Here is a 25,129-nt window from a genome sequence, read left to right as displayed (position 1 = left end):
TTCTTGGGAAAGTCCATGCAGTGGAATCCCAACTGTCAATGTACCGTTTAACGTGGGGTAGGGCTTTGAGGGTTAAGCCGAATGCATGAATCCACGATCTAGGGAAGATCTTCCTCGCATACTTGCAGCAATATGTTATCCACTTCACATTTCTACATTTGCATATTGTTCCAATGGCTATTTGAGGGTAGTCTCCACCCACAATTCCCCTAAGCCTATTGCATGAATCTATGAAGCTGAATGTATCCATATACTTGGACTGTATTACTGGAAGCCAGTTTACACCACCAATTCCAATGAACCTCTCAATGTTCCTCAAAGTCCTCTCAACATTATCCACTGCCGATGGAGTTAACCTACCATCAACATAGTAGTCGGCTGGATAATCTGGTATGGTTATGAATATCCTCCCATCGAATATTTCACTAATACTCCTTGCAGCATCCACATATCTCTCCAAAAACTTTGGGGGATAATCGCTTAGCTTCATGTGGAAGAAGAATAAACCAACATTGCTATCCAATATGGCATGCTCAAACCTACGCTTAAACAACTCTTTACGCTGCCTAAAAGTCACAAATAAATATGGATAATAAACCTCGGAGGGTGGAAGAGTGTAGAAGCGAACCAATTGAACATGCACCCTACCCAACGAAGAATATGCTGTCTGCAACTGAATCCACGATCTTAACTGCTCCAATCTGCTTCAAGTATTCCTCCTTTTCTTTAGCTTCCTTTTCGCTTAGGACTTTATCATAGCCGAAGCTTCCTACACGAACCCTTAACCTTACTCCTTCAGGTAATTTGTTGATTTTGTAGACGATCATGTGGCAGTATCTTGCATGCTCCATAAGCATATTCCAATCCTCAATTATCTCAACCAATTTCTCACCTCCCCCAAATTATTTTATGGAGAAAAAATATTTTTATGCTTCCTAATCTTCCGCTTCATCCAGCCTGCAAGGTATGCTACTGGTATAATTGCAATTAGTATTGGGAATATTAGGCTTGCAGCAGCGTTGTATACGATGCACTTCGCAAGGTCCTTAACGGTATCCTTCAATTTCATTTATGCCTCCCCCTAAGCAGTTTTCTAACCCATAATCCAACGATCTTCTCCTCATATAGGCTTCCAGAATAGAATCTATCTGATAGTGGAGCCTTCTCCCTAGATATTTTCCCCTTCTCCCACCTGTAGATCATGTGGAGGTATTCTTCAAGCCATGTTGCAATTAGCTCCCTGATGAACTTGTTGAAGTCTCCATTGCATGCATACCATATTGTTCCAAGGAATATTTCTATACACCAATCCCAACCATTACGTTTTCTAACTTCACTTACAGCTCCCATAATGCCATAGTGGGTTTGACTTTCAAGCATGTTTAGAGGTGAATAGATCGTTTTAACCTTCACATATGGGTTAGAAGCCGCCACCAATTATCGCCCCTTTAATGGACCCGCATTTTGAGCAAACCCATCGGACTTCAATTATGCCATTTGCAATTTCACGTATTTCTGGAGTCATAACTCCAGGGCATGGGATCCTCTTAACGATCCTGTCACCATTACTTGGGTCCACAAATGTCACTGTCAACGTGCCGTGGCACGGTATACTTGTAAACTCAAACTTCAATTAGCAATCCCCCCTAGCCTCAAGCCACGTCCACCATAGTATTCCGAGCAATGCATTGTATATGTTTAAAGCTATTGTGGCAAATGCATCAACATTATATGTCGTTATATAGAGCCATGTAACTATAGCTGCAAGTGTAGTGTAGACTACGAGCAGGAAAATCATGTATAGTTCCATGTAGAAATCCCTCCTACGCTTACTATAATTCAAACTCAACCAGGATCCTCCCCCCTCTAAGCATTATTCTATTCAATAGTTCAATGAAGCTCCATGCAGCGGACCTCAGCCTATGGCTTGGCAAATGTAATAGGAAATCGAATTTCAATGCATTTGGATGTATAATGTGCATTCTGAAACGTTTTATTCCACGCCAAACTTCAGGCTTGAGCTTTAAAAGTTCACTTTTATCTTTGATCGTGTATTTAAGTTTCACCATTTCATATCCCCCCTCCATTTACACTTCAATTCCAAAATCCAATTTTGCATTCAACTCCTTGTATCTGTTTCTCAATGTCACTTCATTGATCTTCGATGCTTCTGCAATATCCTTCTGCCTCCTCGGTTCACCGCATAATATACATGCAATGTAGATTGATGCTGCAACTATGCTGATTGGGTTTCTTGCAAGGTCTAAGCCAATTTCGTAGGCTTTCCCTGAAATCTCAATTGCTTTCTCCACAATTTCATTTGGTAACCCAATTTTCTCAGCTATTTTTGGAATGAAGAGTGATGGGGGCATTCTTGGGACATTGCCGAACACCCCTGTGATCTCGATGAACTGTCTTCTAGTTTCCCTCATCATCCATGAAACATATTTGGAGATTTCAATGTAACTCTTTTTGGGTTGCTTCAACTTGAACATTTCCTCAACTATTTCCTCCAATGTTATGGGGATCATCTTCACCCTACATGCATAGTATAGTGATGCAATTGCATTGGCTTCTGCAAGTTTTCCACTATAGTGATACCCCATCTTCAAAGCTACTGATTTCGCTATCTCGAAAACTTCATTTGGAATCTTCAAAGCTTCTGAAAGCTTTTCAAGTTCAACGTGGACTTTCGGTTTGAAGATGTTGGTCACCCATCCATCCCCTCTTGAGATTTAAGAAGTTCCTCGATCCATTTTTCGTCTAGCAGTGGGATCTTCAACTCCTTGACGATGTTCACATATACATATCTAAGGCTTGCATCACTACATCCAATTATTCTTGCAATTTCCCTCTGAGTCCTCTTCTCATCGCATAATATTCCAGAAATGTATAGGGCAGCAGCTGCAATTGACTTGTAATGGTATTTCCTCGACCTCCCCCTAAACCTTTTAACTATCTCCACAGCTCCATCTATCACCTTTCTGGAATGGAAGAGTTGAGGTCCCCTCTCAACTATCAATTTAACTGCATCTTCAACATCCCTCTTCAAAGCCCTCATAACTCATCCCCCAACATACTGGTATCGTATTTTCCCATCAAAGCAAAGCCAAACTTGAATTTCATTGTTTAAGAGTGCATCTAAAAGTGCATTCTTCAACTCTAAACTGCATTTCTCCCTTTCAATTACCTCCATAGCTTCAACTATGCTTAGCATTCTATCAATTTTCGGGTGAGGCTTATATCCACCCATAAAATGCATTAAATCCATCCAAACCTTCACTTCTCCTCCCCCTCCTCTTTATGAAAAGCCTTAAATCTTCAGCTTTAACCTGAAATACTTCACCATTGGGCAATATTATCAAAACATCCTTAACATCATTTGGAACTCTTACAACATCATCCTTATCCACTTTCACTCACCCCTCCAATGACTTATGATTAGACTTCTATTTTTCAAGTCGATTTCAATAAGCACTTTCTCGCCACGCCTAAATGGGAAAGCACTGTCCAATGCAACCTCCTCAGGAACATGGATGTAGTAGCTCCTCTTCCCCTTAACCCAAACTATTTTCCCAACCCCTTTTAACATGGCACATCATATTGATATTATGTTAAGGTATTATATAAAGGTTTTTCATGTTGGCAAAAAGTTTAAATATTTGTTTATGTATTTATTTATTGGTGTGTGGAAAAATGCAGAACCACACCAATATGGGGTTCCCAGCCCCCAATAAAAGCCCTGAACCCCCCAGGGCTGAAGCTGGGAAGGGGATGGATGAAATACTATTCGGAGATATTGTCAAAGGAAAAACGCCTGTGGAAGCCTATTTGCTTGGCATGAAGGTGGGTTACGATATGGGTTGGAAGGCAGCTGCAAGCAGCATCCTATTAACACTTACAAACCGCTACTACACTGGGTTAAGTGAGGAGACAACAAAGCTCATTGAAAAAATCATTACAAACCTATATTTAAGGTGATTGGGAAATGCAAAATGACTATTGGATTGTCGTTCAAGATGTTGGCGTTGCACCACGCAGCATAACAGTACGGTTTAAGCACTACAAGTTAGCCTACTGTATTGCCTACACAAAGCATGGCATAGCATTATTTGGTCCGGCAACACTATACTACAACAAGAGAAAAGTAGCCGAACTAAGTAGTTTTGATGAGATCCGCCAGGAACTTGAGAAACGCAACCTACCACTGCTTGGGATACCACACATAACACCACAATAAACCATTTTTCTTTTTCGTTTCCTCCCCCAACCAGCCATAAGCTGGTGGGAAAGGAGGATTAAAATGTCCTCCACACCTTCAATGGGTTCCCCTGCACCCAATAAAAGGTCCGGGTCCTCCAGCGGACCTGAAGCAGGGGACTGGGGGGTGAGAGAATACAAGGATATCTACGAGATGCTTTTGGATAGGGGAATAAGGTTTGTAAAGAAAGGTAACAAACTGCTACTATACAAGAAATTCCCATGCCATTGTGAAGAGCCATTTGGTCATATACACTATTACATTGTTTCACTAGATGAATATCCTGAAGACAATCCGTGGAAGCTGAAATCGTTACTAAATTGGCTAGATTATGGTTTTTGGAATGACAGTTTCATTGCAGCTACCCTCCAAGGTTATGAAACACTGGTCCAGCGATTCATGGGATACAAATGTCCAGGAGCCTTACAAAACCTATGAGGTGATGTGGAATGAGGAAGGCAGTAAAATATGAACTTTCAAAAGGTGGGAGAGTTTGCACGATCCACTTTGACGATGGATCCACCGCTAAAATTGACTTCGAAAACTTCCTGAAAACCTTCAACAATTACAAGAGAGCAGTCATAGAATATTGCACATACGTCTGGGTCCTAGCAAACAACGCAGAAATTGGAGATGCAGCTGCTAAAGAGATAAAGGAGAAACTCCTCTCAAACTAAACCTCTTTTTTATTCCTCCCCCAACCACCAAGAGTGGTGATGTGAATGGAAATTAAATGTCCAAGTTGTGGAAGCACACATGTCGTTAGGTTTGGGTCCATTCCAACCAGAAGTGGGAAAAAACAGAGGTATAGATGCCAGGAATGTGGAAGGACCTTCTATGCAGAGGTGAAGTGAAACATGAAGGATCTTGAGGCACGTGTAAAGCTACATGACCTATCAATAGACAAGATATTCGATGAAATCGACCAGTTGAGAGAGGCAATTGAGAAGCTTGAGAAAAGGGTAAGCCTACTGGAAGTGAAGGTTCAGCAATTGCAGTGGCAAACACAATACAAACATTAAATTTTTCCCTTTATGATTTGGCATATCATAATGGTTTTAGAGCTTGAGGGTTGAAGCTCCAATTATACCTGCAGCCGTAACTATTGGGATTGCCCCTCCAATTATTGAGGGGAGGTAGTTTTCACTCATATATTTAGCCCCATACGTTGGGAACCTAGTGTAGCATATCATTCTCGGGTCCGGTATTGGATTGAGCCTTGTAAGTATGAACCAGCCTACATCCATTCTATTGTCACTCCATTTCCTCGCCTCTTCAACCAGTCCAGCCTTCAAAGCTTCACTTCTCCTGAATGCCAATGCAAATTCATAGGGTATTGCTAGTGAGCATGCCGATTCCAATATTCCCAACCCATTATTCCATTCCAGTGGAAGTATCACTCCAGCTTTTACAGCTTTAAATCCCGATTTCAAGTCCTCCAATGCATATTCAACATAGTGTTCATTGTAGATCGTGTCGCTATCGCAGGATATGATGTATTCTGCATCTTCACATATTATTGCATTTACCCTAGCCCTGCCGATGCCTTGGATTGGCGGGTAGACTTTATCAGCTAATCTACTGGCCAGCTGCATATCTGTTTTAGGACCTGAAGCTACCACGATCCTAACTGGAATGGTTTGTCTTCTAAGTGATTCAATGCATTTCGGCAGGTTTGGCTCGCCATTGTCCACGATCACTGCGGCAACTTCACTTCTCATATTTCTTTCCCGTTAGGAACTCTACTATGCGTTTCTCCGTTTCAAGGTCCAGTGAGCCTTCACCTAAAGCTCCACTGATGTAGTCGGCTAGGGCTGAGGCTGTTATTACTCCTCCAGCTATAAGCTCTAGTATGCTGAATGTCCATTCTGCAGCTTTCCAGAAGTCATCCCTCTTCTGCGTGTAGGCATCGTATGCAACTATTCCACCTAGAATTAAGTCTAATGCCCCCTTTCCAAGTCTAATTGGCCTTGTATCTGCACCGAAGAATCCAGCTAGCCATGCAATTACATCTACAATTGCCTTCGGAATCCCTACGCCTATGAATCCAAGTATTCCTGCACCTAGACCATACAATGTTGCCAGTGGTCCACCTGCTTCAGCTTCCCTCTTCAACTCCAATGCCAAAGCCATCTATTTCCCCCTCCCCAAAGTATAGTATAGTATCAATCCAATTATTGTTACTGTGGCTGCAGCTCCAATTCCAACCATTGCCAGGAAGTACATTTGCTCTTGTTGCTTCTGCTCAGGCGTTATTACTTCAACCTTTATTGTTTGGCTTTCACATGGATTATATGTTACCCAGTCTCCTGGGAACCTTGCCTTAACATAGTATGTTCCCACAGCTGTAGGAGTCCATATAAATCTGAATCCCCCACCACTACCCGTAGTTACTTCGCCGAGCTTCGCCGTATCAGCAATTATCTCCACAGTCGCACCCTCCAATGGATTCCACAAGCATAGCAGTGGAGTATGCCACTGCAATGTTCCAGTAACAGTTACTGTTTCGCCCACGGCTACCCTTGTTGGGTTTACTTTGAAGTCAACTATCCTTGTGCTTAGCAATGCAAGTTTGCTCATACAGTTATCACCCCACTCTTCCTCAACTCCTCCATTGCAATGCTACCTAACACTGCACCTATAGGTGCAATTGCACCCACTATTGATGGAATCCAGCTTAATGGATATGGAATTAAAGTTATCCTCGCATTCTCATCGCCTATGAGTATCTGCCCATCCCTATCCCAAAGCAAAAGTTGCAATACTAGCGGTGCAACTGGATCCCTACTTCCACTCCAATAGTTAATCCAATAGTTCCACTTGTCAATGCTGGATTTGTATGCTGCTCCAGTAGTATATCCATCCGCAAGCCTATTAATTATCTCCAAAACTGGCTCGAAGAATGACTTGCCATACCTATCACTTAATGGATCCACGTAGTCGGCTTGAACCCATGCAAACTCAACCCTATAGCCAATATAGCACCATGCCCCCTTATTCCTAACCATATCTGGACCAAGCTGCTGACCTGTCAAGCATGAAAGCAGATATACAACTCTACCCCTCAACTCCCTGCAATCGCAAACCCACCAAATATAATTATAGTTTTGACCTGTAAAGGTTGTTGAATTTCCGCACCAGCAAGCCTTCCCATTTCTCCTGACGTAGATTATGTGGTTGGGTACTTCCACGCAGTAGACGTAGCCATCGTAGTCAACCCATTTCATGCTTCTCTTTGTAACGCAGACTTCATCATCCGATATGCCTACTACGTAAACGCCATCTTTGCCTCTACGTATTGTTGCACCCATCCCAATTTTCATCGCTATCTCTTGAACGTCGTCTGCAAGCCTCTTTGAAGCTGTGTAGTACAGTATTTCTCCTCTTTTGTTTACGTATCCGTCGCCGAGAATCATTGCTTCAAGCAGGATCCTTAGAAGATGGGGTGGTAGCATTTTGATTTCCTTTGGTATGAATTTATCCTTTGCATGTCCAAACTGCTTCAAGTATTCATATATTTGCTTGTTCTTGAATTTAATGCATTTCGATTTTTCATTTGAAGCTTCCTCCCATGCTTTAAATCCAACTTGCTTTCCCACTCTATCTACCCATTCCTTAATCTTCTTCCGCTTTTCATCATCATTCTGGGTTATCGATATTATGTATACACCCTTCCTGTCACCTAGGGATGCTGACCCTTCTGCCAACCATATTCCGAAGAACCTAAGCCAATTTTCAATTTTCACTTCCCTGCATGGAATCGTTTTTGTATACTCGTCCAGCCTTCCATGATGGGGTACCTTATGGTTAGCTTCAACTGAGGGTAATTTGAATACTTCCACAGCTTCACAGTTCCATTTTGCTCCCCTCTTGAACTTCAAACAATTACCGGTGGTCGTCCCCGTGGGAATGAATTTGCCAGTATCTGGATCTCTGCTCAGCCCACTTTTCCCAACGTCCTTTGCTTCTATGAATCTGAATGGAAGCCACCCCCTTCCAGACTTCCCAAGCCAGCTGACGTAGAGCTTGTGGTTTGGGGTGACGAGCAAATCGACTCTCCTTCCATTTATGTGGAGCATTTTCCCCTTATACCTAAACTTGTAGTATCTGATTGGAGTTTGATATTCAAGTTCCCCTGTCTGCGGGTTTAGAGTGGCAACCTTCTCCCCAACTTCCAATTCATAGAACCTCTTCCAACCATTCTCAGTTAGAATTTCAGTATCTTCGGAATAACAGTTTCCATGGCCTACTCCAGTGAAAAATACACTGTCATTTCTGTTTAGGCTTTCCAAAACCTTCGTCCTCACTGCATTGTTTCCAGCTAGATCGTCTACTGTTAATCCTCTTCCACGCATGTAGTCTATTGAATGCTTCAATGCCAATGAGCCTAGATATGTGGCTAATTCGAAGTTTGGACGTGTGATTGTGGCTACGTTTAGGTTTGGCATTACCAGTCAACCCTAGCCCTCATGAAGCTCAGCAGGTTTGAATACATTTGAAGTAGCTTCTTTCCAATCTCATCTCTTGCTTGAATATGCTGTAATGCTTCAGTTGGACTCATTGCTGGAACGTATGTTTGAAGCATATATATCTTCAGTTCAGGTCTAGCAGCTGCTAAGCGTCTATAGAACTCTTCAACCAATTCCCACTGTGGATCTAAACCCAATCTAGCCAGTCCACTCATTATCTCCTGAACGTTTCTGCCAGTTTGAAGCATTGTTAAAGCCTCCAATGGAGTTATGGGTTTACCTGCAACGATCATGAATGGAACATTTGCAAATGCGGGGTTTGTCTGAAGGAAACTTGCCAGTCTTCTAATCTTCTCTTCAACCGACATGTTTCACCACCAATTCATTGTATGCTATTATCCCACCTAATAATATTGCCCCTGCAACTCCAGCTATCAATATCAGCATCCACTCCATTGAAGGCATGGTTGGACCTTCAACTGTAAATTCGGCTTTCAAATGATTCTCCTTAGCCCTCCCAACATCACCCTCAGCGACTAATTTATCGTTCACATATATCTTTGCATGCCAAGCATAATCTGGAACATAACCACTAGTTGCATATTCAACAGTATGCTTCCCAGGTGATAGGTCATATTCAGCTTCATATGTGAATGGCTGCGGTGGACTCATCCCTATAACCTTTTCTGGTTGGCTTACCCAGAAGTCTTCATTGAGCGGTTGATCCACTGCTAATCCATGATATCTCCACCAAGTGTCTGTTGTGGGATTGCTTTCAACTTTAATTTTCACCTTCATTTATCTCCCCCTCCCAAACTCTTGATACAATATTATTCCAGTGATTGTAATTATTCCTCCCAGTCCAGCTATTAATGCTATTGTCAACCATGGAAGCTCTATTGGCGTTGATACTTGAATTGTTGTTGAGGCTTCAGTTGGATTGTATGGCATTCTACCTCCTCCCCATATGCTTCAATATTTCATTGTATGCTATTGTTCCAGCGACAGCTATGAATGGTATTCCTGCTAGAACGTATGTTAGGTTTTTCATTACTGTTTCAGTTTCAGGTATAGCTACAGTTAAGCCTAGGAGTGAAATTGCAGGTGCAAATGCGAATCCTTCACCTGCATATACTGCCTTCAAAGTGTATGTTCCAGTTGTCCCTATGCTTACAGTTGCACTATAGTTTCCACCACTATCGGTTGTGACGTCTGCAAGCTTCGTTGAATTATAGTATATGCTTACAGTTTTACCTGAAAGTCCACTCCAAGCTGTACTGCTACTTTGATATTCAAGTTTACCGCTGACAGTGAAGCTTTGCCCAACGATCACTTGGCTTGGAGCTGAAATGCTTATGCGTGTTGGATATGCAACTTGTCCACTCACGGTGTTGCTTGCTACTCCGCTGAATGTGTCTATGGCATAGAAGTTTACAGTGTTGCATGGAACTGTAACCCCATCAATCAGCCATGGAATAGTGTAAGTTAGCCTTGCAACCCCATCACTGCCAGTAAATGCTGAGCCAATTTCAAATTCATATCTCCCCACAGCCATTACGAAGGCAACTTCCCTATTAGCTGCAGCCTTCCCGTCAGCAGTTACCGTTGCAGCCAAATTTATTGTTTGACCTGCATTCCATGGTGGATTTGGCGATATGCTGAGCTTAACTGATACGCTCAATACAGTTATACTCATACTTGCCTGTGCGGAATTATATGGCATAACAATCAAAATATAGTTTGCTCATTTAAACTTAAATTCTTTAAGCTTCTTCAAAATTGAAAGTCCACTTGCACATGCACCCATAACTCCACCTATAAGGACAATTGAACCCAGAAGCCAGTGATGAGGCATTGGAGGGTCACGTTCAGTTCCATCAAGCCCGAAATCCTTGTAATCATCAAGCATTAAACCTGCACCTGTAGCTATGGCTATTATGCTTCCAATTAACCCTGCAATTTCACCACTTGAATTTGCAATTAATTCTTGAAGCCATTTTGGAATTTGCTCATTCACGTTTGCCTCAGCCATTTAGCAATCTCCTCCAAAACTTTTGGCAGATTGTATTTCATGAATTTCCTTAATGATTCTTCAGGATTCCCTTCGTTTAGTGCATGGAGCAGGCTGTCCACGGATATTAGCCATGGATACCTATCAATCCATGGATGAAGTAGGCTATCTATAATTGCATTGATCTCCGATTTCGTGTATGGTATTTCACCCTTCCTTTTCGGCATGCTTCAACTCCTCCACTTTCACGAACTTCATTTTCCTTGGATCGTAGACTATTCTTCCAAGCAGGTAATCCCTTATCTGCTCAGCTTGCCTCTCCAGCCAAATTCTCCCCTTCTCTCCATGCCTATTTATTACTTCTGCAAGTTTTGGGAATTTCTTCTCGCATTTGCTTAGAAGCCATTCACCTGTAATCTTATTTTCAACGGCTTCAGCTGGGAATCTGCTTGTAATAGTCCTTGCAAATCCCATTATTGGTAGAACTGTTTTTGCAAGGTTCCGTCTGAAGCCCTCAAGCCTTAATGCTTCCTCCCTACTCATCTTCACATATGCCTCTATTGGTGGGCGGTATAATCCATAGTAGACTGAGTCAAGTATGTTCCAATCGTTCTCTATGAACATGCTCAGCCTTTCAGGTCCGAAGCATTCAAGTATCCCCTTTATTAGGCCTTCAAGCATTCCTTCAAGTACTTTGAGGCTTAAGTTCACGCTGAGTTTGGCCAGCCTGCTGAGTTGCTCCACCTATCCCAGCCTCCAATGATGCTCCAAAATACTTCTCTATTACGGGTTTAAATAGGCTTATGACTTGGGCTATTGCATCGCTAATTATCTTTTGAACTGCATCAATCCTCTTATCATCGAGAGTTTCCTCAGCAGTCTTCCTCTTCACATCCTCAATTAGCCTTTCAACCTCTTCACGGCTCATATATTTATCCTCCAATTTGAACCCCATCTTCTCCAATGCTTCCTTAACCTTTTCACGCTTCTCCTCATAGGCTTTAACTGCTTCAAGGAAGTCTTCAATTGCCTCCTTCCTAGTTGTAGGTGGAGGCTGAGTTGAGGGTGGAGTTGGCTGTGGACCTGAACCTGGAGGTTTAACGCCATATTGGCTTAGAATCCTATATGCAGCTGCAACCATAGCTTGCTCCCTCCTCTTCAATTCAAGATACTCCTTCTCAAATGGCAATGTCTCCTCGCTGAGCAATTCCTCTAAACCCTTAGGCTCCTCCCCCTTCTTCTCCTCATTTTTGTCCTCAGGTTTATCTTCAGGTTTACTTGTCTCCTTCTGTTGTTGAAGCTGTTGAGGTGGGTTGACTCTAACTCTAGGCTGAGGCTTGAATGCTGCAATTTCAGGGTCACTCCAAATCTCATCATAATGCTTCTTGTAATCTCTAGGCTGTAGACCGCTCTCCATCATAGCCTTCCTTACACTCTTCCCCTGCTTTATAAGCTCCTTGAACTTATTTATCCTCTCAGCAACGGTTGTTTTCACCTTTGCCTCCTCACCCATATTCATGCACCATATTCAGAATACGTTTTCAAGCATATATACTGCTCATACATTTAAAAAGTTTCCCACAAAAGCTGAAGTCATGCATGGATAATGAGGGCTAAAAAGTTGAATACATATTCAGTGAATACATATTCAGATATTCAAATGCAAACGTATTCAAAAGTGTATTCATATGGTTATGTGCTTGGCATGATCCAGTGTACATGTGTAAACATGTAAACAAATGAAGCTGATCGTTAACCTCCAAGCTCGCCAACTTCCCTTGTCATCTTTAGTATTGACTTCATCCTATCTGCAGTTTCAAGGAGCCTTGAGATTGCATTGTATGTTGATAGTGCATCCTCAGCTTTCACTGCATCCTCCAATGCCATGAGGTCTACACGCATGCTTCCCAATCCCCAGTCAATGTATTTCCAGCTGAATGAAATTGGCTTTAACGGTATCTCTTTGAAGTATTTTGCAAGCTTACGTCCAATAATTATGTTCCTAGCTTCATCCATCACGATCAATTTATTGTCTTCGTATGGCATGCTCCAATCAATAAGCTCATCGAATCTCCCCCTATACTTCTCAGGATCAATCCTCTCCTTCCTCAATGCTTCACTGAACTCCCTCCATATCTCCTCATACTGCTCTTCCGTTAGAACTTTCTTTGGAGGTTTAGCCTTCTCTTCACGCTTTCTCAACGTTTCACTTCCAGCCAGCAACCTCTCCCTAGCTTCGCTTAGGAACTCGTTTATGCTCTTCAGATACGTGTATACTCCCAGTGGGCTGCGGACTTCGGCTTGATATTCCATGCTCTCCAACCAACCCTTCAACCTTCCAACCAATTCCCTCATCCACTTCCAATCTATCGGTGCAGTCACAATTTTAACTGGAACCTCCTCCTTAACCTTTCTAATTGCCTCCTCAACTTCTTTAGGCTGAGGTTTCGGTGCAGACACCCTTTCAGCCTCCTCCCTAAAAGTTATAACTGTAACTGGTTTCCCAAGCTTATTAATTATAGTCTTGATTGCATATCTCTCCCTCTCGTATGGTGGATATGCATTTAAAATCCCAATCGTCTCACCTGTAGCTTCATCTTTCACAGGTATAAGCCATACGGGCGTCTTATATCCTGGCGGTAGGAGTTTAATTGGCTCATCAACCACATTTAAATGCAGTAATTCAACGAATGCTTTAACTTCTGGTGGAAGCTTTTCAGGTGGAATTGCCTCATGCATACTATTCAACCCTCCACTTCAAATACTTCCTTTTAGCTTCCTCCCACGTTTCAGCCTCTTCCCTATCTGGGTTTCCTTCAGGTGGATCTGAAGCTATATCGATCAAGTCCTTTGCAATTGTAGCTGCATACTTCTTCTCCTCTGCGGTAAGCTTCCTCTCCCTCAAAACCCTCAATGCAACTTCAATGCTACCCAAAATATCCATATTTGAAAGCCTCCTCCAATCAACTGCGGGTATTATTGGGTTTCCAGGATTGTTTTCAGGTTTCCTTTGCTCTACGCCGTACTCTTCAAGTTCCCCTTCAATTCTCTCAATTTCATCTGTTGGCTTCAAGTATTCCTCTAATCTCTTCTCCCATTCAGCTTTCTCCTCTCCATAATTCAATTTCTACACCTCCATACAATTCCTTTAGCCTCTTCAATTCCTTGCTTCTAGCTGAGGTTAAAGTGTTGAAGGCGTTTCTTGCAACTGCATATTCGAACTGGTTTTTGGGGAAGTAGTATCTGACTGCAACTAGTGTTCCAGATTCGGTTTCAGCCAAGTCAAGCCAAATGTTCTTCCACGTTTCAGTTGACTTCTGAACTACTATTTGCCTGTGAAGCTGAGTTTTATCCTCCAATATGTAGAATTGCCCATCATCAATCAATCTTGCAAACTCGTTCTCCATTAAAACCTCCATTATTTCACCAAGAATATTTTGGGGAAAGCTTTATATTTGTTTTCCGCAAATAATTGTTCTTGGTGAAAACATGTCCAATCCTGCACCTCCAGAATTGGGTAGAGTTATGAGTGCAACTGAAGCTTTAGGGGTTGGGAAGCAGACTCCAAGAGTCTACGTTCCAAGAATAGTGCATGTAGATTGGGCTACAGTCCACGTTTTAATAGGCGTTGCAAGCCACGAAGCATGGAGGATACTTGCCAAGAAATATAAGATGATTAGGTTGAAGGGGAAGTTCGCTGAACACAAGAAGTTAACTGGAGATTTAATGAGGAAGTGGTGTTGGGAGCTGGTGGCTGCTAAGCTAGGCTAAATCCAGCGACATTTAGGGGTGAAGTGAATGGCATACAATAGACCTATCAACGAATTCAGCATTACAGGCTGGCTTGACCCAGCACTCAAATATTTTGCAGAGCAAGCTAAGATTCCAGTGGACCAGTATTCAGCTCAAGTGGGCGGTGAAGGTATAGGTAACGCCCTTGAATTCATTGCAAACCTATTCACTAAAGGCTTCCTAAACAAGACAATACAATTCGCAACTGGATTAATAGCTGATGGATATGCAATTTGGGGTAAAGATGTCCCATTGAGGCTTAGGAGGGAATTACTTGCTCTCGGCACACATGAACTTCTCAGAATAATCAACATTACACCTGAAGAAGCCGTTCAGTTTAGGGAGAGCTTAGACAGCTTCATAAGTGCAATTCAACGTGGAGACTGGAATGCTGCATTGGCAAGCATACTTAAAAGTCCATCTGAACTTAAAGCAATGTTCGGTTTAACTGAAAAAGTTACACCTCCACCAGCTTCACAGACGCCTATGCCTACACCAACACCATCAGCTGAAACGAAGGGTGAAGAGGTAACTCCTGAAAGGCTGTATTAATAGACTCTCTCTGGAAGCCACTCGGATTCAGCGTGATCAAGTAGCCATTTGAGGAATGCCTCATAGCTCCTGAACCTATACTTAGCCGTTAATGTCTTGAACCTATCCCTAAGCTCTGGGCTACACCAAATCTCCAATAGCACTTGCCTATCCCTCTTCCTCCCCTTCTTTTTCTCCATTTTTTCACCTATTACATGTATTACTTTTTGGAAAACTATTTAAGCTTATTTCACGCTTCAATTCATGGTGGAAATATGCCTCTTTCAAGGGAACTGTTTAAGGAGGAGTTGGAGAAGGGGATACCTGTATTCATGGGTGACCGTGAAAGCGTAGTATACGCTCCACTTGAAAGTGATGAGAGGGCAGCTGTAGAGAAGGTTTTCAAGTATGGTTTAAATCAGATTAGGAGGATTTCACCTAAAATTGCAGGTGACATTGAACCTCAACTTAGCATTGCATTGAAGGTTGCAGGGATATTTAAGGAGATGCTCCCAGAAAAGAAGAGCTACACTTTTCCAAGTCAAACTGGAACTTTAGGTGTTGCATGGCTGTTTCCACAGGCAATAAAGTATAAGACTACAGTTCCAACGAGCTATAATACTAACAGTTGGGATATATCTTTAACTGCAGGGGTAAAGGCATACTTGTTCGGTGATGGAACAAACTATTATAGGACTTGTAGCGATACTGGAGCTCACAGTGCAATATTGGTGTTCAATAATGGGATAATTGAGATTGGAAGCACGCCTAAAATTGAGCAGTTCAGATTGATTTCGGAGGGATTCACAAAGTATGGAATATACACTGTAGCGCCAATAGTTGAGGAGAGAATTGAGGAGAACAGGCTAATATACCAGTATCCAACGCCATTGGGTGCTGTGCCAATATTCTATGATAAGGGTATAATGTGGAGTGTAATGCCAAAAGTCACTGGAACATCGACGATTAAGCTGTTGGGCTTAGTATTCTATGAGCATGACTTTGCAGCTGACTTGAAGTGGGTTAGCTAAAGAGGGTGATGGCAATGACTGTTATAGCGTTGACAACTGATGGTAGGAAGATTGCTCAAACAATTGTTTCAGGTCCATCAAGCTATGCTACGGGTGGATTCACAGTTAGATTTGGGGAGCTGAATAGGATCGATGCAGCAATCATACGTCCAAGAGTCAACTTGAAAATTTCAAACTACGTTCACGTATTGGATTACACTGTCTCGGGGAATGCAATTACGATCACAGTCTACAGGATAGATGTAACTGCAACCACTGCATCTTGGAGTGAAGTTCCCGCAGGAACAGACATATCAGCACTAATACTTGAAATCACAGTGATAGGAGTCTAAAAACAATCCCCACATTTTTTTCATTCAATTTTATATTAGTCATTGGTGAGCTGAAACTTTAAATATTACATCCCCCAAAGTATTCTCGGTGAGGGGGTATTGGATAAAGTTACAGATGAGCTTGGATTAGTTTTGGAGAATAATTTTTTGACTCTCTATATTCCAGCAACTGCTGAGGCTCTTGTGTTTAGGGTTAAGAGTAGGGTTAACAGGGGGTATGAGGTTTTGAATTATGGTCCACTTCCACTAGTTGCTGGATCCACTTTGCCTACATATGAGGGTGGAAGCGTATCCGTCCCAGCCAGTGGAGTTATGCCTGCAAGGAGCTATGTTAAGGATGGTTTGGAGTTCAGCACTACGTTGGACGTTTATGATAAGGGTGACATGTGGTATATTCCTGAGGATTGCCGTGACAGGTTATTCCATGTATTGCAGTATGTTACGCCTGCATTCCTTAGGATGGATGTGCAGATACCTGTAGGTGTAACTCAGGGTAGATTCCAGAAGGAGAGGGTTACAGTGGGCGTTGACAAGGATTTCGGCTTCACAAGGGGGTTCATGGAGATCGTGCATATACCTAAAATCCGCTATGGATATAGGTATGGGAATGATACAAACATAGCTTTAATTACGAATGTAAGGTTCATTTATGGCGAATACATTGTTGAGATTCCAAGGAACTCTGCATTGATATTCGACATTTTAACCCGCAAAATTCCAAGCCACTGGATAACATTGCCAATGAGCTACATGGATCCAACCGTCAGGAGTAGCCTAATCGACGTTTACGGTGTAACGGGATTCCCACTATACAGGTTAGACCAGAAGAATGAGGCAATAGCTAAATATGATCAGCTTTTAAGGGAGGTGAAGCTATAATGCCTGGGGAACTACTCTTGATACGTGGGGAAACTGATGGGACGAGTACAACTGGAACTGTGCCACTATACAGCGATGTATTCTACTCAACCGTAACATACATTAGAATGCCGAAGGGGATGGCTGCGAAGATTTGGTTCAAGAAGATTAGCGGTGAAGGGGAAACACTATTCACATTACAGTACACTAGGGATGTTACAGCTTCATCTCCAATTTGGGTTAACGTTGAAGCTGAGAAGCTTTCAGCGAAGGGTGAATTGGAGTATGATAAGCGTAGACCAGTAATACTTAGAAGCATAAATGGAACTGAAGCATTCCAAATCATTTGGAGTCAGCCATCGGCTGTGAAGGCATATATTGAGTTGGGAGTGGAGTTCGAATGAGCGTGAAGGTTGACAGGGAAGTTGAGGAGGCATTGAAGCAGGGGAAGCTTGTGATAATTATGGGTAAATGTGACGCTAAATTTAGGATTAAACCTGAGGATAAGGTTAAAGTTATTGTTAGGGAGTGAAAATTGTGAGCAGTGGACCTGTCGAAGTTCCATTCCCAAACATTTATTGCTGGTTTCTTGGGAAATGTCAATTCTATCATGTGACAGCATACTACATTATTCCACCGCAGCTCGACGTTACATTGCTATGGTATCCTGAGGAGGAGGATAAGGTTCAATTGATATTTGCAGTGACGTTTGGTAAACCTAGAAATTATGCTACAGGCGAAGTATTATATACGGATGAAATTGGATTCTGGCATAGGGGGATGGGGATGAAATTGCATTGGGATCCACTTGTTGAATCTTTGATTGGAATAGTATATCCACATATTACGCCAGCCACTAAGGAGAATCCATTCGAGATTAGGTTTGTGAATAGGACTAGCGATGTAACAGCGATAATGGATGTTTCAATATGGATATTCGAGTATAGCAAGAGGGATTATGAAGACTTCCTGAGGTTTGCAAGGGGATTTATATACTTCTACAGCCTATTCGGGAAATTTAAAACTTTGGAGGAAGCTGAGAAATATGCTTTAGGGGTGAAGCTCGGTGACTAGATTTCAACCCATAAATGAAGTTAAGGATGCATTGGCTGAGAAGCTGAGGGAGTTCGAGCTTCTCCCGAACGGTGCAAGGCTGCTAGCCTACTATGGCATAGGCGTTCCAGATAGGAGTGGTTTAAATGGGCTTAATGGCCCAAGAGATGCTTTCGAGCTTTCAAACGGCAACTGGCTTATAACGGACATGCTTAACCACCGTGTGATAGAAGTTAACCCATATACTAAGGAGATTGTTTGGCAGTATGGGACTACGGGTGTCCCTGGCTCTGGAGCTAACCAGCTTAACAATCCATATTCGGCTGTCAGGATGCCTAATGGTGATACACTGATAGCTGACGGAGACAACTATAGGATAATAGAGGTTACTCCAAGCAAACAGATTGTCTGGACTCTTACTGGAGCTGACCTTGGTGTGGCAAACATTTATCCTACAAGCGTACAGTTCACTGAGGAGAACACGGTAGTCTTCGGTGAAGGTTCACAATATCCTCACGTCTTCGAGGTGGCGTATCCGAGTAAGGCGAAGATACTTGACTTAACTGGTACACCAGCCTTCCAACTCCCAACCTACGCTCATAAAATTCAGAGCAGTGAAGTGAAGGATACAACTGACTTCTACCATTACAGGCACATTCTTGTCGTGGACTTCAGCACAGGCTACTTCTACAACTTCAACCCAGACGGCACACAGGTCTTCGCCACATACAGATATTCGAGAGGAAGTCTTGAGTGTGTAGACATGTGGGCTGACAGGCAGGTTCTATTAACAGACCCAGCTATAGGTGCAGTAGTCGCCTACGTGAAGTCTGAAACTTTGGAGTCCACATTTGGTGTACTGTTCGGCAACAAGGCTGTCTCCCTTACTCGAGGACTGCCTATACTGAAGGATGTAGGCTACTGCCACAGGACTCCAGACGGTAACCTTCTAATAAGCGATTATGGTTCTGATATGGTTTACAAGGTTGCACCGAGACTCGATAAGCTAGTGCCATTCACTCCACTTAGGCTCTGGATGAACGAGAGCGTAACAGATACAATTAACGGTTCCACAACGCCAGGCTTCCTAACCGCTTATGTGGATAAAAAGACCTTCTACATTATAAGCAACCAGAGTGGAACGCTATACATTCAGGCCTATAATGAGGTTGCTGGAGCTTATGCGGACATAGACAGCTTATCGGTTTCAGCGAACACTTTAACACCCTACTCAACCACCTACGGGGCTAGGCTTATGCGCCTAAGATTCGTGCCATCGGCTTCAGCCACAGTTTCAGCTTGGGCGGTGCTCGAGTAGATGCCTACCTTCGCTAGACCAGAGGTTTCAATCGGGCTTCCTCAGGCTTTGCCTCTGAGCGAACCGAAGTGGAGTGTGCTCTACGAGACGGACTTCAGGTGCTTGAGCGACGTGAGAATGTTTAAAGTCTCCGTACTCCAGGTAGGTGGAACCTGGAAGTGGATTGGAGGCTTAAGTTATCCTCTGAAAAGTGGAAGCCAAACTGCTGGCGTATATGAAATCTCTTATGCTGTGTTCCCCTGCATGGTTAAATATGCAAGGTTCTTCATGAGGGCTAAACCAGTAAACAACGACCCAAGTGTTTTGAATTACCTTGAACTGGACTATGCATGGCGTGATATAAACAACTTTAGAAGAGCAGTTCTAACTCTAACCGTTGCTTCGAACAACTTTACAATAGGAAAACGTGTGGCAGGCACATGGGTGAGCCTTGCAACTGGAACCACCCCTTGGGGTGCAACACCCCTTGGAACTGAACTTGAGTTTTCAGGCTATACTGATGGTTCAGTGCACACTTTTATAGTTAAAAGGTTGGATACTGGTGCAAGCCTCACCCTTTCAGCTAGCGATGTAACGGAGGGAGGTTATGTTGCAATGGGAAATGTCCGCAACTACGATGCTAGGTTCGACCACTTCAGGGTTGAGAGACTATGAGATGCAAGCATTATGATGAATGCCTCAAATATTCGGAGATGACTCTTGATTCTTCGGCTTTAAATTGTGAGGGTTGCCCAGCATATGAGAAAACTAATATTTATGAAGTGATAAAACATTGGTTGGTGAGGAAGATTGGTTTGGATAAATGAGAAGCCTCAATATGGGCCTTATGCTGGGAGAACTGTTGCAAGCTACTATGAGCCCTCACTTCTACTTGCTGTTGGACCAGCTTTAGCGGTTGGAGCATACATCTTTACATGTAAACCTGAAAGTGTGATAGGCTTAATAGGCTCTGCAATCGATTTGTATCCAGTTGACAGGAAGCTCCTATTCTATGACGACTTCAGTTACCCTGATGGGAGCAGTGGAGAGCCATTCTGGACTACTGCAGCCTTAAACGACACCTATGGACATAGGCTTACAGCCGACTTCACAGTTAAATCTGGCAGGATGATTGCTGGAAGGGCTGGCGCATATCAGATTGGTGCCTTGCTTACTGGGGTGAAGGCTAGGGAGTTTAAAGCTGAAGTTGAAGTTGAGCTCATAGACTTCGACCCCAAGGTTTCAAACTATGCAAGCATAGTGTACGCTTACAGGGACCCGGACAACTATAGACACTTCGTAGCTCACTGGTGTACGGATGGCAAAATTTATGTTATCATAGGCAAGGTTGTCGCTGGGAAAGGGTATGGTGCTCCAGCTTGGCCTGGACTGGATACTGGAGTAAAGTTCTCTAAAGGTTCGAAGGTTAAGATACTTGGCGAAGTCAGAGGAAACATGCATACCCTAACCCTCATAGCAGACGGCAAGCCCTTCAAAGTTTCTATGACTGACGAGAATGAAGAGGGACTTATAGGCTTAGGCACAGCGAGAACCTACAGTCAAGCCTTCGACAACTTCAAAATCTACCCATAACATTTATTTACCTTCAACATACAATTAAATTGATGGTGACATATGATGGATTCATGGCTCACTGAATCTAAAGTTAAGGAATGGGTTGAAACTGCAATCTAAAGTTAAGGAATGGGTTGAAACTGCATTTCAAACACAGTTGGAGTTGCCAAGTAAACTTAGATTGCCAAGACATGTTAGGAGGAAGCTTGGATTCCAAGGGAGTAAACATTTAATTACTTCCATCAAACAATAAACTATTGGTGACATCCATGGATGCATGGCTCATAGAGGTTATCTCTGCAATTGCACCCACAGTTGGAAGGGAAATCATAAGGGTTTACGATAAAATTAAAACATTGAAGGATGATGAGCAGTATAGGATCATATCAATACTATTATTGGCTCAACTTTCAGAGCAAAACCATATAATGAACCAAAAGCTAGATGCAATAGACAGGAAAATAAATAATGCAAACGAGGGCATCCTAGTCCTACTTGAAAGGACGAAAAAGGCGTAAATAATGAAGTCAAATTTAAATGATCTTTTGAAGATTGCAGTCTACTATGTGATATTCAACCTAATACTTTTTCCAGCTTCAATAAGCCTTCATGAGTGGGGTCACTGGCTCTCGGCATATTGTTTAGGCTACCATAATGGGTATGTGACATATACGCCTGCAGGCGGATACTTCCATCCAAATCAGCCTTTAAAAAGCATCTACGATGGAATGATAATTGGAGTTTCAGGAGGCTTAACAGTTGCACTGATATTCACGGGTCTATACCTATTCCTGGATTGGGAGACGGATGAAGCTGAGAAATATGCATTGAGAAACTACATAATCCACCAAACGATATACGCATTTTTCGAAATGCTATATGGAGCGGGAATAATAAATGCAGACCTACTCATAATTGTAAGCGGAGTAATATATCCAATATGCCTATACACTTCACTAACAATACTATTCTACATACATGTAAAGAAGCATATACCGTAAAATTCACATATGATTTTTTATATGTGAAAATTCATATATGTATATTCCCGTATATGGAAATATTTATATAGGATTCTTCATACATGAATTTATGGATAAATTATGCCGAAGGGATATGTGAACATAACTGTTAATATGGAGGTATATGGGGAACTTGAAGAATTGAAGAATACATTGAAATACAAGTCGATGAGCGACGTAATAGCCCACCTATTGAGGACCTATGAAGACTACACCAATGCATTAACCACGATCATGGAAACCCTTGAAGAATTGAAAAAAGCTTTAATCCAACCAAGAACAGAAACAAACATGAGAGGTGGAAAACATGAATGAATGGTTATATGCAGCCATAGGAATACTTGGGGCAATTATAGGTGTGATCGTGCATTACGCCTATATCTTGTGGCAGCGACGTGACATAATTTCATGGACCTTGGACTATTGGGAGAAGGCTTGGAGCGATAGGAAAATAACCGTTGATGAAGCAATACAATTCATTGAGGGATTAATAGATAGACTTGGCTTAAAAGATAAAGTGATATTCCAACGTAAAACTGAAACTTCAACCCAAACATGAAGAATAAAATCCAAATATTCGGTTGGACATTGATGTTCACATCGCTAATTGCAATAGTAGTCCTATTTGCAATCTCACTAGCTAAGCTTCCATTTCTAGGCTTAGTTGAAATTGCACGCTACATTGTCGAGGTTGTAGCAGTCTTCATAATTCTGGTCTTGCTATTACTTGTTGGAATGCTATTAGCCCTAGCAACTGCTAGGCATAATGTGGAGTAAATGCAAATTGCACATGGGCCATTAGGCTTAATTGCCCTACCATAAAGCCAATGCATCCAGGCAAACTATCCTCAAACATAACCCGTAGGTTCAGGTCCTCCTCCAGTGGAAATAGTGGTTTGATCGTGCAATATAAATGTATCGTTTGGAGGACCTAAACTCAAGGTTCAGTCCACTATATTACCCCACCCCCCAATCTCCTATTTCCGGAAATGGTGGAAGGAAGGGTGGGGTAAATTTACATGATCATGCATATAAATTTAATGTAAAGTTTGCCCAGCAAACATTTCGAAAAATTTATTTGTAATTGCATTCATGAGTTTTATGGTGTGAAAAAATGTCAAACAAGGTTAAAGTCATTGGTGTACGAGTCTCGGAGGACTTATACCTCAAAGTTAAATCCATATGTGAAGCTCGTGGGGAGGATGTTAGCGACTTCGTTCGCAGAGCAATACTTAAGGAGCTTGCAATTTTAGGCTTCCTACCCGAAGAACAGAGGAAGGCACTTGGAATTCCGGAAAAGGTTTAGGTCCGCTTAAGTGTATCCGTAGAATCCCCTTTCACGCCTAATTTTACGCCATTGTTGGAATATTAACCCTTTAATGACGTTGGGCTTCATATACCATTTCGGGTATAGCTTGAATAGAGTGTATTCAACTGGATCCTTCTTGTAGATTGTGACTGTCACAATTCCAAAGCCTTCTTTAACTGAGAGGTAATCGAAGTATTTAGGCTTCCCATCCTCATCCCTAAAGTTTTCGTTGAGGAATCTCCATGCAAACCTCTTTTCCCCTTCTGGAACGTGGAATGTAAGCTTCTTCCTCAGCCTTTTAGGCATCATACAACCTTATATTCACGCTCCAAAATGTATTTCTCCCTCAACGTTAATTTATGGTCCTCACATATCCTGGAAACAATTATTGGCATCCTTGAGACAATGAGTTTTGAAGCTTCCTCAACGATCGTCCTGGAGGCATTTGAAACAGTTTCAACTGCCTCTCTAACCAGTTCCTTAGCCTTAGCCTTCCTAACAAGTTCACCTATTATTGATTTGCACTCCAAAATCAATTTACAGGTCCTCTCAATGAAGCATTTCAGATTCTCTCTATATACAGATAGTACTCCTGTATATAGAGATTCAAGTATCTTCCCTGGCTTATAATCATATAATTTCGGGTTTATATTCATGCTTTCCAATATTCTGAAAAGTCTAGCTCCATAGAGCCTGGCCAGCATCCTGGATAACACGTTGAAAATCCTCTTCTCAACTTCCTCCTCATCTTCCCCTCCTCTGAATATGACTGGCTCAACGAACCATCCTTCAATTTTAAATGGCCTAAGCCACCCTTTTACGCCAAGCTCTTTAACCCTCACCCTCTGTGCTTGAGTTGGCTTCCATGCATATATTATCAGCGTCCTACTGTCACATGGAACCCGCCTATTACTCTCCCTTCCAAGGACCTGCTTCACGGTTTCCTCGACAATTCCCTTGACATTGTCAAAACCCAATTCAGGCACGAATTTAGCTACGATCATGTGATGCTGCCTTTCCCCCCCACATTCAATTGTCGGTAGAAGGTGAACCGTCCAACAGTTATCATAATCGTAGTCCCAAACCTTCATCTTCCCCCCATAAACCTTCTCCTCAAGCCTCACCATGAACTTATTATGCTTCGCATTCCCAGTGGACTTGAAATCAGAAAAGCTTATATCTGAGTTCAAACAGTAACTCAACATGACCATCATCACCTCCACTTTTTCTGACCAATATTTGGGATGAAGAAAACAAATAAACTTTATCCTCAAAAATTTTCAAGTAAACACTCAAAATTCACAGTGATGAATGGGTTGTTGCTGATTAAATGATGAGCTGTGCAGTTGAGAGTTAAGGGTTAGGGGTTAGATGCAGATAGTATCTGTGAAACCCTGCTGAGATACTCCTTGAAGTATCTTACAGCTTCATCCATGCTTTTGCAACTCCACCTCCCAGGAGTTCTTGGGAAAGTCCATGCAGTGGAATCCCAACTGTCAATGTACCGTTTAACGTGGGGTAGGGCTTTGAGGGTTAAGCCGAATGCATGAATCCACGATCTAGGGAAGATCTTCCTCGCATACTTGCA

54 protein-coding genes and 2 pseudogenes are annotated in these 25,129 nt (G+C 42.4%); 25 read left to right on the top strand and 31 right to left on the bottom strand.

The window, feature by feature from the left end; all coding sequences use genetic code 11:
• The 12 genes from MRT15_RS04110 to MRT15_RS04055 all read right to left on the bottom strand — a co-directional run.
• On the bottom strand, positions 1-631 hold a 631-nt coding region (locus tag MRT15_RS04110), incomplete at its 3' end, for a hypothetical protein (protein ID WP_304328191.1).
• A gap of 13 nt (positions 632-644) precedes the next feature.
• Positions 645-884 carry a hypothetical protein gene (locus MRT15_RS04105; RefSeq protein ID WP_304328189.1) on the bottom strand — a complete coding sequence of 80 codons (240 nt, stop codon included), beginning with the start codon at positions 882-884 and terminating at the stop codon, positions 645-647.
• Positions 885-907: 23 nt separating this feature from the next.
• Positions 908-1,069, bottom strand: coding sequence for a hypothetical protein (locus tag MRT15_RS04100; protein WP_304328187.1), 162 nt, complete (start codon positions 1,067-1,069; stop codon positions 908-910).
• Positions 1,066-1,437, bottom strand: coding sequence for a hypothetical protein (locus tag MRT15_RS04095; protein ID WP_304328185.1), 372 nt, complete (start codon positions 1,435-1,437; stop codon positions 1,066-1,068). Before MRT15_RS04095 ends, MRT15_RS04100 begins: the two co-directional genes overlap by 4 nt.
• A complete protein-coding gene (locus MRT15_RS04090) occupies positions 1,421-1,633 on the bottom strand; it encodes a hypothetical protein (protein ID WP_304328183.1) in 213 nt (70 codons plus the stop codon). Before MRT15_RS04090 ends, MRT15_RS04095 begins: the two co-directional genes overlap by 17 nt.
• On the bottom strand, positions 1,634-1,849 hold the full coding sequence (locus MRT15_RS04085; RefSeq protein WP_304328181.1) for a hypothetical protein: 216 nt from the start codon (positions 1,847-1,849) through the stop codon (positions 1,634-1,636). It abuts the gene before it with no gap.
• A complete protein-coding gene (locus MRT15_RS04080; protein ID WP_304328179.1) occupies positions 1,833-2,069 on the bottom strand; it encodes a hypothetical protein in 237 nt (78 codons plus the stop codon). Before MRT15_RS04080 ends, MRT15_RS04085 begins: the two co-directional genes overlap by 17 nt.
• 18 nt (positions 2,070-2,087) lie before the next feature.
• Positions 2,088-2,714 (bottom strand): hypothetical protein, encoded by a 627-nt coding sequence (locus tag MRT15_RS04075; RefSeq protein WP_304328177.1) that lies wholly within the window; start codon positions 2,712-2,714, stop codon positions 2,088-2,090.
• Positions 2,711-3,061, bottom strand: a complete 351-nt coding sequence (locus MRT15_RS04070; RefSeq protein ID WP_304328175.1) for a hypothetical protein — start codon at positions 3,059-3,061, stop codon at positions 2,711-2,713. Before MRT15_RS04070 ends, MRT15_RS04075 begins: the two co-directional genes overlap by 4 nt.
• Positions 3,062-3,064: 3 nt before the next feature.
• Positions 3,065-3,283: a hypothetical protein gene (locus tag MRT15_RS04065; protein ID WP_304328173.1), complete on the bottom strand. Its 219-nt coding sequence runs from the start codon at positions 3,281-3,283 to the stop codon at positions 3,065-3,067.
• Complete coding sequence (locus tag MRT15_RS04060) at positions 3,240-3,413, bottom strand: hypothetical protein (RefSeq protein ID WP_304328171.1); 174 nt, start codon at positions 3,411-3,413, stop codon at positions 3,240-3,242. The genes MRT15_RS04065 and MRT15_RS04060 overlap by 44 nt, the downstream gene beginning before the upstream one ends.
• A gap of 2 nt (positions 3,414-3,415) precedes the next feature.
• Entirely contained in the window at positions 3,416-3,592 is a 177-nt protein-coding gene (locus tag MRT15_RS04055) for a hypothetical protein (RefSeq protein WP_304328170.1), read from the bottom strand.
• Positions 3,593-3,696: 104 nt separating this feature from the next.
• Here MRT15_RS04055 and MRT15_RS04050 point away from each other — a divergent pair, with 104 nt between their 5' ends.
• The 6 genes and pseudogenes from MRT15_RS04050 (at position 3,697) to MRT15_RS04025 (ending at position 5,283) form a co-directional block, all read left to right on the top strand.
• A complete protein-coding gene (locus MRT15_RS04050; protein ID WP_304328168.1) occupies positions 3,697-3,981 on the top strand; it encodes a hypothetical protein in 285 nt (94 codons plus the stop codon).
• Between the two features lie 7 nt (positions 3,982-3,988).
• On the top strand, positions 3,989-4,240 hold the full coding sequence (locus MRT15_RS04045; protein WP_304328166.1) for a hypothetical protein: 252 nt from the start codon (positions 3,989-3,991) through the stop codon (positions 4,238-4,240).
• A 63-nt stretch (positions 4,241-4,303) separates the two neighbouring features.
• A complete protein-coding gene (locus tag MRT15_RS04040; RefSeq protein WP_304328164.1) occupies positions 4,304-4,699 on the top strand; it encodes a hypothetical protein in 396 nt (131 codons plus the stop codon).
• Positions 4,700-4,710: 11 nt separating this feature from the next.
• Entirely contained in the window at positions 4,711-4,938 is a 228-nt protein-coding gene (locus MRT15_RS04035) for a hypothetical protein (RefSeq protein ID WP_304328163.1), read from the top strand.
• Between the two features lie 54 nt (positions 4,939-4,992).
• Positions 4,993-5,097, top strand: a pseudogene (locus MRT15_RS04030) (IS1 family transposase); the annotation flags it as partial.
• Positions 5,098-5,118: 21 nt separating this feature from the next.
• The gene (locus tag MRT15_RS04025) at positions 5,119-5,283 is read left to right on the top strand and encodes a hypothetical protein (RefSeq protein ID WP_304328161.1); all 165 of its coding nucleotides are present in this window, start codon (positions 5,119-5,121) and stop codon (positions 5,281-5,283) included.
• 36 nt (positions 5,284-5,319) lie between these two features.
• Here MRT15_RS04025 and MRT15_RS04020 read toward each other — a convergent pair whose 3' ends face one another.
• From MRT15_RS04020 to MRT15_RS03950, 15 genes are all read right to left on the bottom strand, one after another.
• On the bottom strand, positions 5,320-5,982 hold the full coding sequence (locus MRT15_RS04020) for a glycosyltransferase family A protein (RefSeq protein ID WP_304328159.1): 663 nt from the start codon (positions 5,980-5,982) through the stop codon (positions 5,320-5,322).
• Entirely contained in the window at positions 5,972-6,394 is a 423-nt protein-coding gene (locus MRT15_RS04015; protein ID WP_304328157.1) for a hypothetical protein, read from the bottom strand. The genes MRT15_RS04020 and MRT15_RS04015 overlap by 11 nt, the downstream gene beginning before the upstream one ends.
• Entirely contained in the window at positions 6,395-6,841 is a 447-nt protein-coding gene (locus MRT15_RS04010; RefSeq protein WP_304328155.1) for an Ig-like domain-containing protein, read from the bottom strand.
• Positions 6,838-8,709: an LAGLIDADG family homing endonuclease gene (locus tag MRT15_RS04005; protein WP_304328153.1), complete on the bottom strand. Its 1,872-nt coding sequence runs from the start codon at positions 8,707-8,709 to the stop codon at positions 6,838-6,840. The genes MRT15_RS04010 and MRT15_RS04005 overlap by 4 nt, the downstream gene beginning before the upstream one ends.
• Positions 8,709-9,098 carry a hypothetical protein gene (locus tag MRT15_RS04000; protein WP_304328151.1) on the bottom strand — a complete coding sequence of 130 codons (390 nt, stop codon included), beginning with the start codon at positions 9,096-9,098 and terminating at the stop codon, positions 8,709-8,711. The genes MRT15_RS04005 and MRT15_RS04000 overlap by 1 nt, the downstream gene beginning before the upstream one ends.
• Positions 9,088-9,528 (bottom strand): hypothetical protein, encoded by a 441-nt coding sequence (locus tag MRT15_RS03995; RefSeq protein ID WP_304328149.1) that lies wholly within the window; start codon positions 9,526-9,528, stop codon positions 9,088-9,090. The genes MRT15_RS04000 and MRT15_RS03995 overlap by 11 nt, the downstream gene beginning before the upstream one ends.
• Positions 9,529-9,681 (bottom strand): hypothetical protein, encoded by a 153-nt coding sequence (locus MRT15_RS03990; RefSeq protein WP_304328148.1) that lies wholly within the window; start codon positions 9,679-9,681, stop codon positions 9,529-9,531. It lies immediately after the preceding gene.
• Between the two features lies 1 nt (position 9,682).
• Positions 9,683-10,453: an Ig-like domain-containing protein gene (locus tag MRT15_RS03985; protein ID WP_304328146.1), complete on the bottom strand. Its 771-nt coding sequence runs from the start codon at positions 10,451-10,453 to the stop codon at positions 9,683-9,685.
• Positions 10,454-10,474: 21 nt separating this feature from the next.
• Positions 10,475-10,762, bottom strand: a complete 288-nt coding sequence (locus MRT15_RS03980) for a hypothetical protein (RefSeq protein WP_304328144.1) — start codon at positions 10,760-10,762, stop codon at positions 10,475-10,477.
• Positions 10,744-10,968 carry a hypothetical protein gene (locus MRT15_RS03975; RefSeq protein WP_304328142.1) on the bottom strand — a complete coding sequence of 75 codons (225 nt, stop codon included), beginning with the start codon at positions 10,966-10,968 and terminating at the stop codon, positions 10,744-10,746. Before MRT15_RS03975 ends, MRT15_RS03980 begins: the two co-directional genes overlap by 19 nt.
• Positions 10,949-11,422 carry a hypothetical protein gene (locus tag MRT15_RS03970; protein ID WP_304328140.1) on the bottom strand — a complete coding sequence of 158 codons (474 nt, stop codon included), beginning with the start codon at positions 11,420-11,422 and terminating at the stop codon, positions 10,949-10,951. The genes MRT15_RS03975 and MRT15_RS03970 overlap by 20 nt, the downstream gene beginning before the upstream one ends.
• Before the next feature lie 4 nt (positions 11,423-11,426).
• Complete coding sequence (locus tag MRT15_RS03965) at positions 11,427-12,254, bottom strand: hypothetical protein (protein WP_304328138.1); 828 nt, start codon at positions 12,252-12,254, stop codon at positions 11,427-11,429.
• Between the two features lie 239 nt (positions 12,255-12,493).
• Positions 12,494-13,480, bottom strand: coding sequence for a hypothetical protein (locus MRT15_RS03960; protein WP_304328136.1), 987 nt, complete (start codon positions 13,478-13,480; stop codon positions 12,494-12,496).
• Position 13,481: 1 nt separating this feature from the next.
• Entirely contained in the window at positions 13,482-13,865 is a 384-nt protein-coding gene (locus tag MRT15_RS03955) for a hypothetical protein (protein ID WP_304328135.1), read from the bottom strand.
• Entirely contained in the window at positions 13,840-14,160 is a 321-nt protein-coding gene (locus MRT15_RS03950) for a hypothetical protein (protein ID WP_304328133.1), read from the bottom strand. The genes MRT15_RS03955 and MRT15_RS03950 overlap by 26 nt, the downstream gene beginning before the upstream one ends.
• Before the next feature lie 70 nt (positions 14,161-14,230).
• On the opposite strand from MRT15_RS03950, the gene MRT15_RS03945 reads away from it, so the two are divergent.
• Positions 14,231-14,512, top strand: a complete 282-nt coding sequence (locus MRT15_RS03945) for a hypothetical protein (protein ID WP_304328131.1) — start codon at positions 14,231-14,233, stop codon at positions 14,510-14,512.
• Between the two features lie 27 nt (positions 14,513-14,539).
• Positions 14,540-15,085 carry a hypothetical protein gene (locus MRT15_RS03940; protein WP_304328129.1) on the top strand — a complete coding sequence of 182 codons (546 nt, stop codon included), beginning with the start codon at positions 14,540-14,542 and terminating at the stop codon, positions 15,083-15,085.
• On the opposite strand, the gene MRT15_RS03935 is transcribed toward MRT15_RS03940, so the two are convergent.
• Positions 15,082-15,264 (bottom strand): hypothetical protein, encoded by a 183-nt coding sequence (locus MRT15_RS03935; RefSeq protein ID WP_304328127.1) that lies wholly within the window; start codon positions 15,262-15,264, stop codon positions 15,082-15,084. The two genes, MRT15_RS03940 and MRT15_RS03935, sit on opposite strands and share 4 nt — an antisense overlap.
• Positions 15,265-15,339: 75 nt before the next feature.
• On the opposite strand from MRT15_RS03935, the gene MRT15_RS03930 reads away from it, so the two are divergent.
• The 17 genes from MRT15_RS03930 (at position 15,340) to MRT15_RS03850 (ending at position 23,538) form a co-directional block, all read left to right on the top strand.
• Positions 15,340-16,095 (top strand): hypothetical protein, encoded by a 756-nt coding sequence (locus MRT15_RS03930; protein ID WP_304328125.1) that lies wholly within the window; start codon positions 15,340-15,342, stop codon positions 16,093-16,095.
• 14 nt (positions 16,096-16,109) lie between these two features.
• Entirely contained in the window at positions 16,110-16,427 is a 318-nt protein-coding gene (locus tag MRT15_RS03925; protein WP_304328123.1) for a hypothetical protein, read from the top strand.
• A 99-nt stretch (positions 16,428-16,526) separates the two neighbouring features.
• On the top strand, positions 16,527-17,306 hold the full coding sequence (locus MRT15_RS03920; protein WP_304328121.1) for a hypothetical protein: 780 nt from the start codon (positions 16,527-16,529) through the stop codon (positions 17,304-17,306).
• Positions 17,306-17,689, top strand: coding sequence for a hypothetical protein (locus MRT15_RS03915; protein WP_304328119.1), 384 nt, complete (start codon positions 17,306-17,308; stop codon positions 17,687-17,689). The genes MRT15_RS03920 and MRT15_RS03915 overlap by 1 nt, the downstream gene beginning before the upstream one ends.
• Positions 17,686-17,817: a hypothetical protein gene (locus tag MRT15_RS03910; RefSeq protein ID WP_304328117.1), complete on the top strand. Its 132-nt coding sequence runs from the start codon at positions 17,686-17,688 to the stop codon at positions 17,815-17,817. The genes MRT15_RS03915 and MRT15_RS03910 overlap by 4 nt, the downstream gene beginning before the upstream one ends.
• 5 nt (positions 17,818-17,822) lie before the next feature.
• Entirely contained in the window at positions 17,823-18,359 is a 537-nt protein-coding gene (locus tag MRT15_RS03905; RefSeq protein WP_304328115.1) for a hypothetical protein, read from the top strand.
• Positions 18,352-19,656 carry a hypothetical protein gene (locus tag MRT15_RS03900; RefSeq protein ID WP_304328113.1) on the top strand — a complete coding sequence of 435 codons (1,305 nt, stop codon included), beginning with the start codon at positions 18,352-18,354 and terminating at the stop codon, positions 19,654-19,656. Before MRT15_RS03905 ends, MRT15_RS03900 begins: the two co-directional genes overlap by 8 nt.
• Positions 19,657-20,310, top strand: coding sequence for a hypothetical protein (locus tag MRT15_RS03895; RefSeq protein WP_304328111.1), 654 nt, complete (start codon positions 19,657-19,659; stop codon positions 20,308-20,310).
• On the top strand, positions 20,307-20,462 hold the full coding sequence (locus MRT15_RS03890) for a hypothetical protein (RefSeq protein WP_304328109.1): 156 nt from the start codon (positions 20,307-20,309) through the stop codon (positions 20,460-20,462). The genes MRT15_RS03895 and MRT15_RS03890 overlap by 4 nt, the downstream gene beginning before the upstream one ends.
• The gene (locus MRT15_RS03885) at positions 20,446-21,228 is read left to right on the top strand and encodes a hypothetical protein (RefSeq protein ID WP_304328107.1); all 783 of its coding nucleotides are present in this window, start codon (positions 20,446-20,448) and stop codon (positions 21,226-21,228) included. Before MRT15_RS03890 ends, MRT15_RS03885 begins: the two co-directional genes overlap by 17 nt.
• An 85-nt stretch (positions 21,229-21,313) precedes the next feature.
• Positions 21,314-21,463, top strand: coding sequence for a hypothetical protein (locus MRT15_RS03880; RefSeq protein WP_304328105.1), 150 nt, complete (start codon positions 21,314-21,316; stop codon positions 21,461-21,463).
• Positions 21,464-21,479: 16 nt separating this feature from the next.
• A complete protein-coding gene (locus MRT15_RS03875; protein ID WP_304328103.1) occupies positions 21,480-21,728 on the top strand; it encodes a hypothetical protein in 249 nt (82 codons plus the stop codon).
• Positions 21,729-21,731: 3 nt separating this feature from the next.
• Entirely contained in the window at positions 21,732-22,211 is a 480-nt protein-coding gene (locus MRT15_RS03870) for a hypothetical protein (protein ID WP_304328102.1), read from the top strand.
• A gap of 102 nt (positions 22,212-22,313) precedes the next feature.
• Positions 22,314-22,547 (top strand): hypothetical protein, encoded by a 234-nt coding sequence (locus MRT15_RS03865; RefSeq protein ID WP_304328100.1) that lies wholly within the window; start codon positions 22,314-22,316, stop codon positions 22,545-22,547.
• The gene (locus MRT15_RS03860; protein ID WP_304328098.1) at positions 22,540-22,791 is read left to right on the top strand and encodes a hypothetical protein; all 252 of its coding nucleotides are present in this window, start codon (positions 22,540-22,542) and stop codon (positions 22,789-22,791) included. The genes MRT15_RS03865 and MRT15_RS03860 overlap by 8 nt, the downstream gene beginning before the upstream one ends.
• 32 nt (positions 22,792-22,823) lie before the next feature.
• Positions 22,824-23,009, top strand: a complete 186-nt coding sequence (locus MRT15_RS03855; protein ID WP_304328096.1) for a hypothetical protein — start codon at positions 22,824-22,826, stop codon at positions 23,007-23,009.
• Positions 23,010-23,346: 337 nt separating this feature from the next.
• Positions 23,347-23,538, top strand: a complete 192-nt coding sequence (locus MRT15_RS03850) for a ribbon-helix-helix protein, CopG family (RefSeq protein ID WP_304328095.1) — start codon at positions 23,347-23,349, stop codon at positions 23,536-23,538.
• Positions 23,539-23,544: 6 nt separating this feature from the next.
• Here the strand turns inward: MRT15_RS03850 and MRT15_RS03845 are convergent, their stop codons facing one another.
• From MRT15_RS03845 to MRT15_RS03835, 3 genes and pseudogenes are all read right to left on the bottom strand, one after another.
• On the bottom strand, positions 23,545-23,847 hold the full coding sequence (locus MRT15_RS03845) for a hypothetical protein (RefSeq protein ID WP_304328093.1): 303 nt from the start codon (positions 23,845-23,847) through the stop codon (positions 23,545-23,547).
• Positions 23,847-24,746, bottom strand: a complete 900-nt coding sequence (locus MRT15_RS03840; RefSeq protein WP_304328091.1) for a hypothetical protein — start codon at positions 24,744-24,746, stop codon at positions 23,847-23,849. The genes MRT15_RS03845 and MRT15_RS03840 overlap by 1 nt, the downstream gene beginning before the upstream one ends.
• A gap of 155 nt (positions 24,747-24,901) precedes the next feature.
• Positions 24,902-25,129: pseudogene (locus MRT15_RS03835) on the bottom strand (hypothetical protein); the annotation flags it as partial.

Source organism: Candidatus Culexarchaeum yellowstonense, assembly GCF_024707025.1.
GTDB lineage: Archaea > Thermoproteota > Methanomethylicia > Culexarchaeales > Culexarchaeaceae > Culexarchaeum.
The sequence above is the reverse complement of the archived record's forward strand: the minus strand, read 5'-3'. Positions and strand labels throughout refer to the sequence as shown.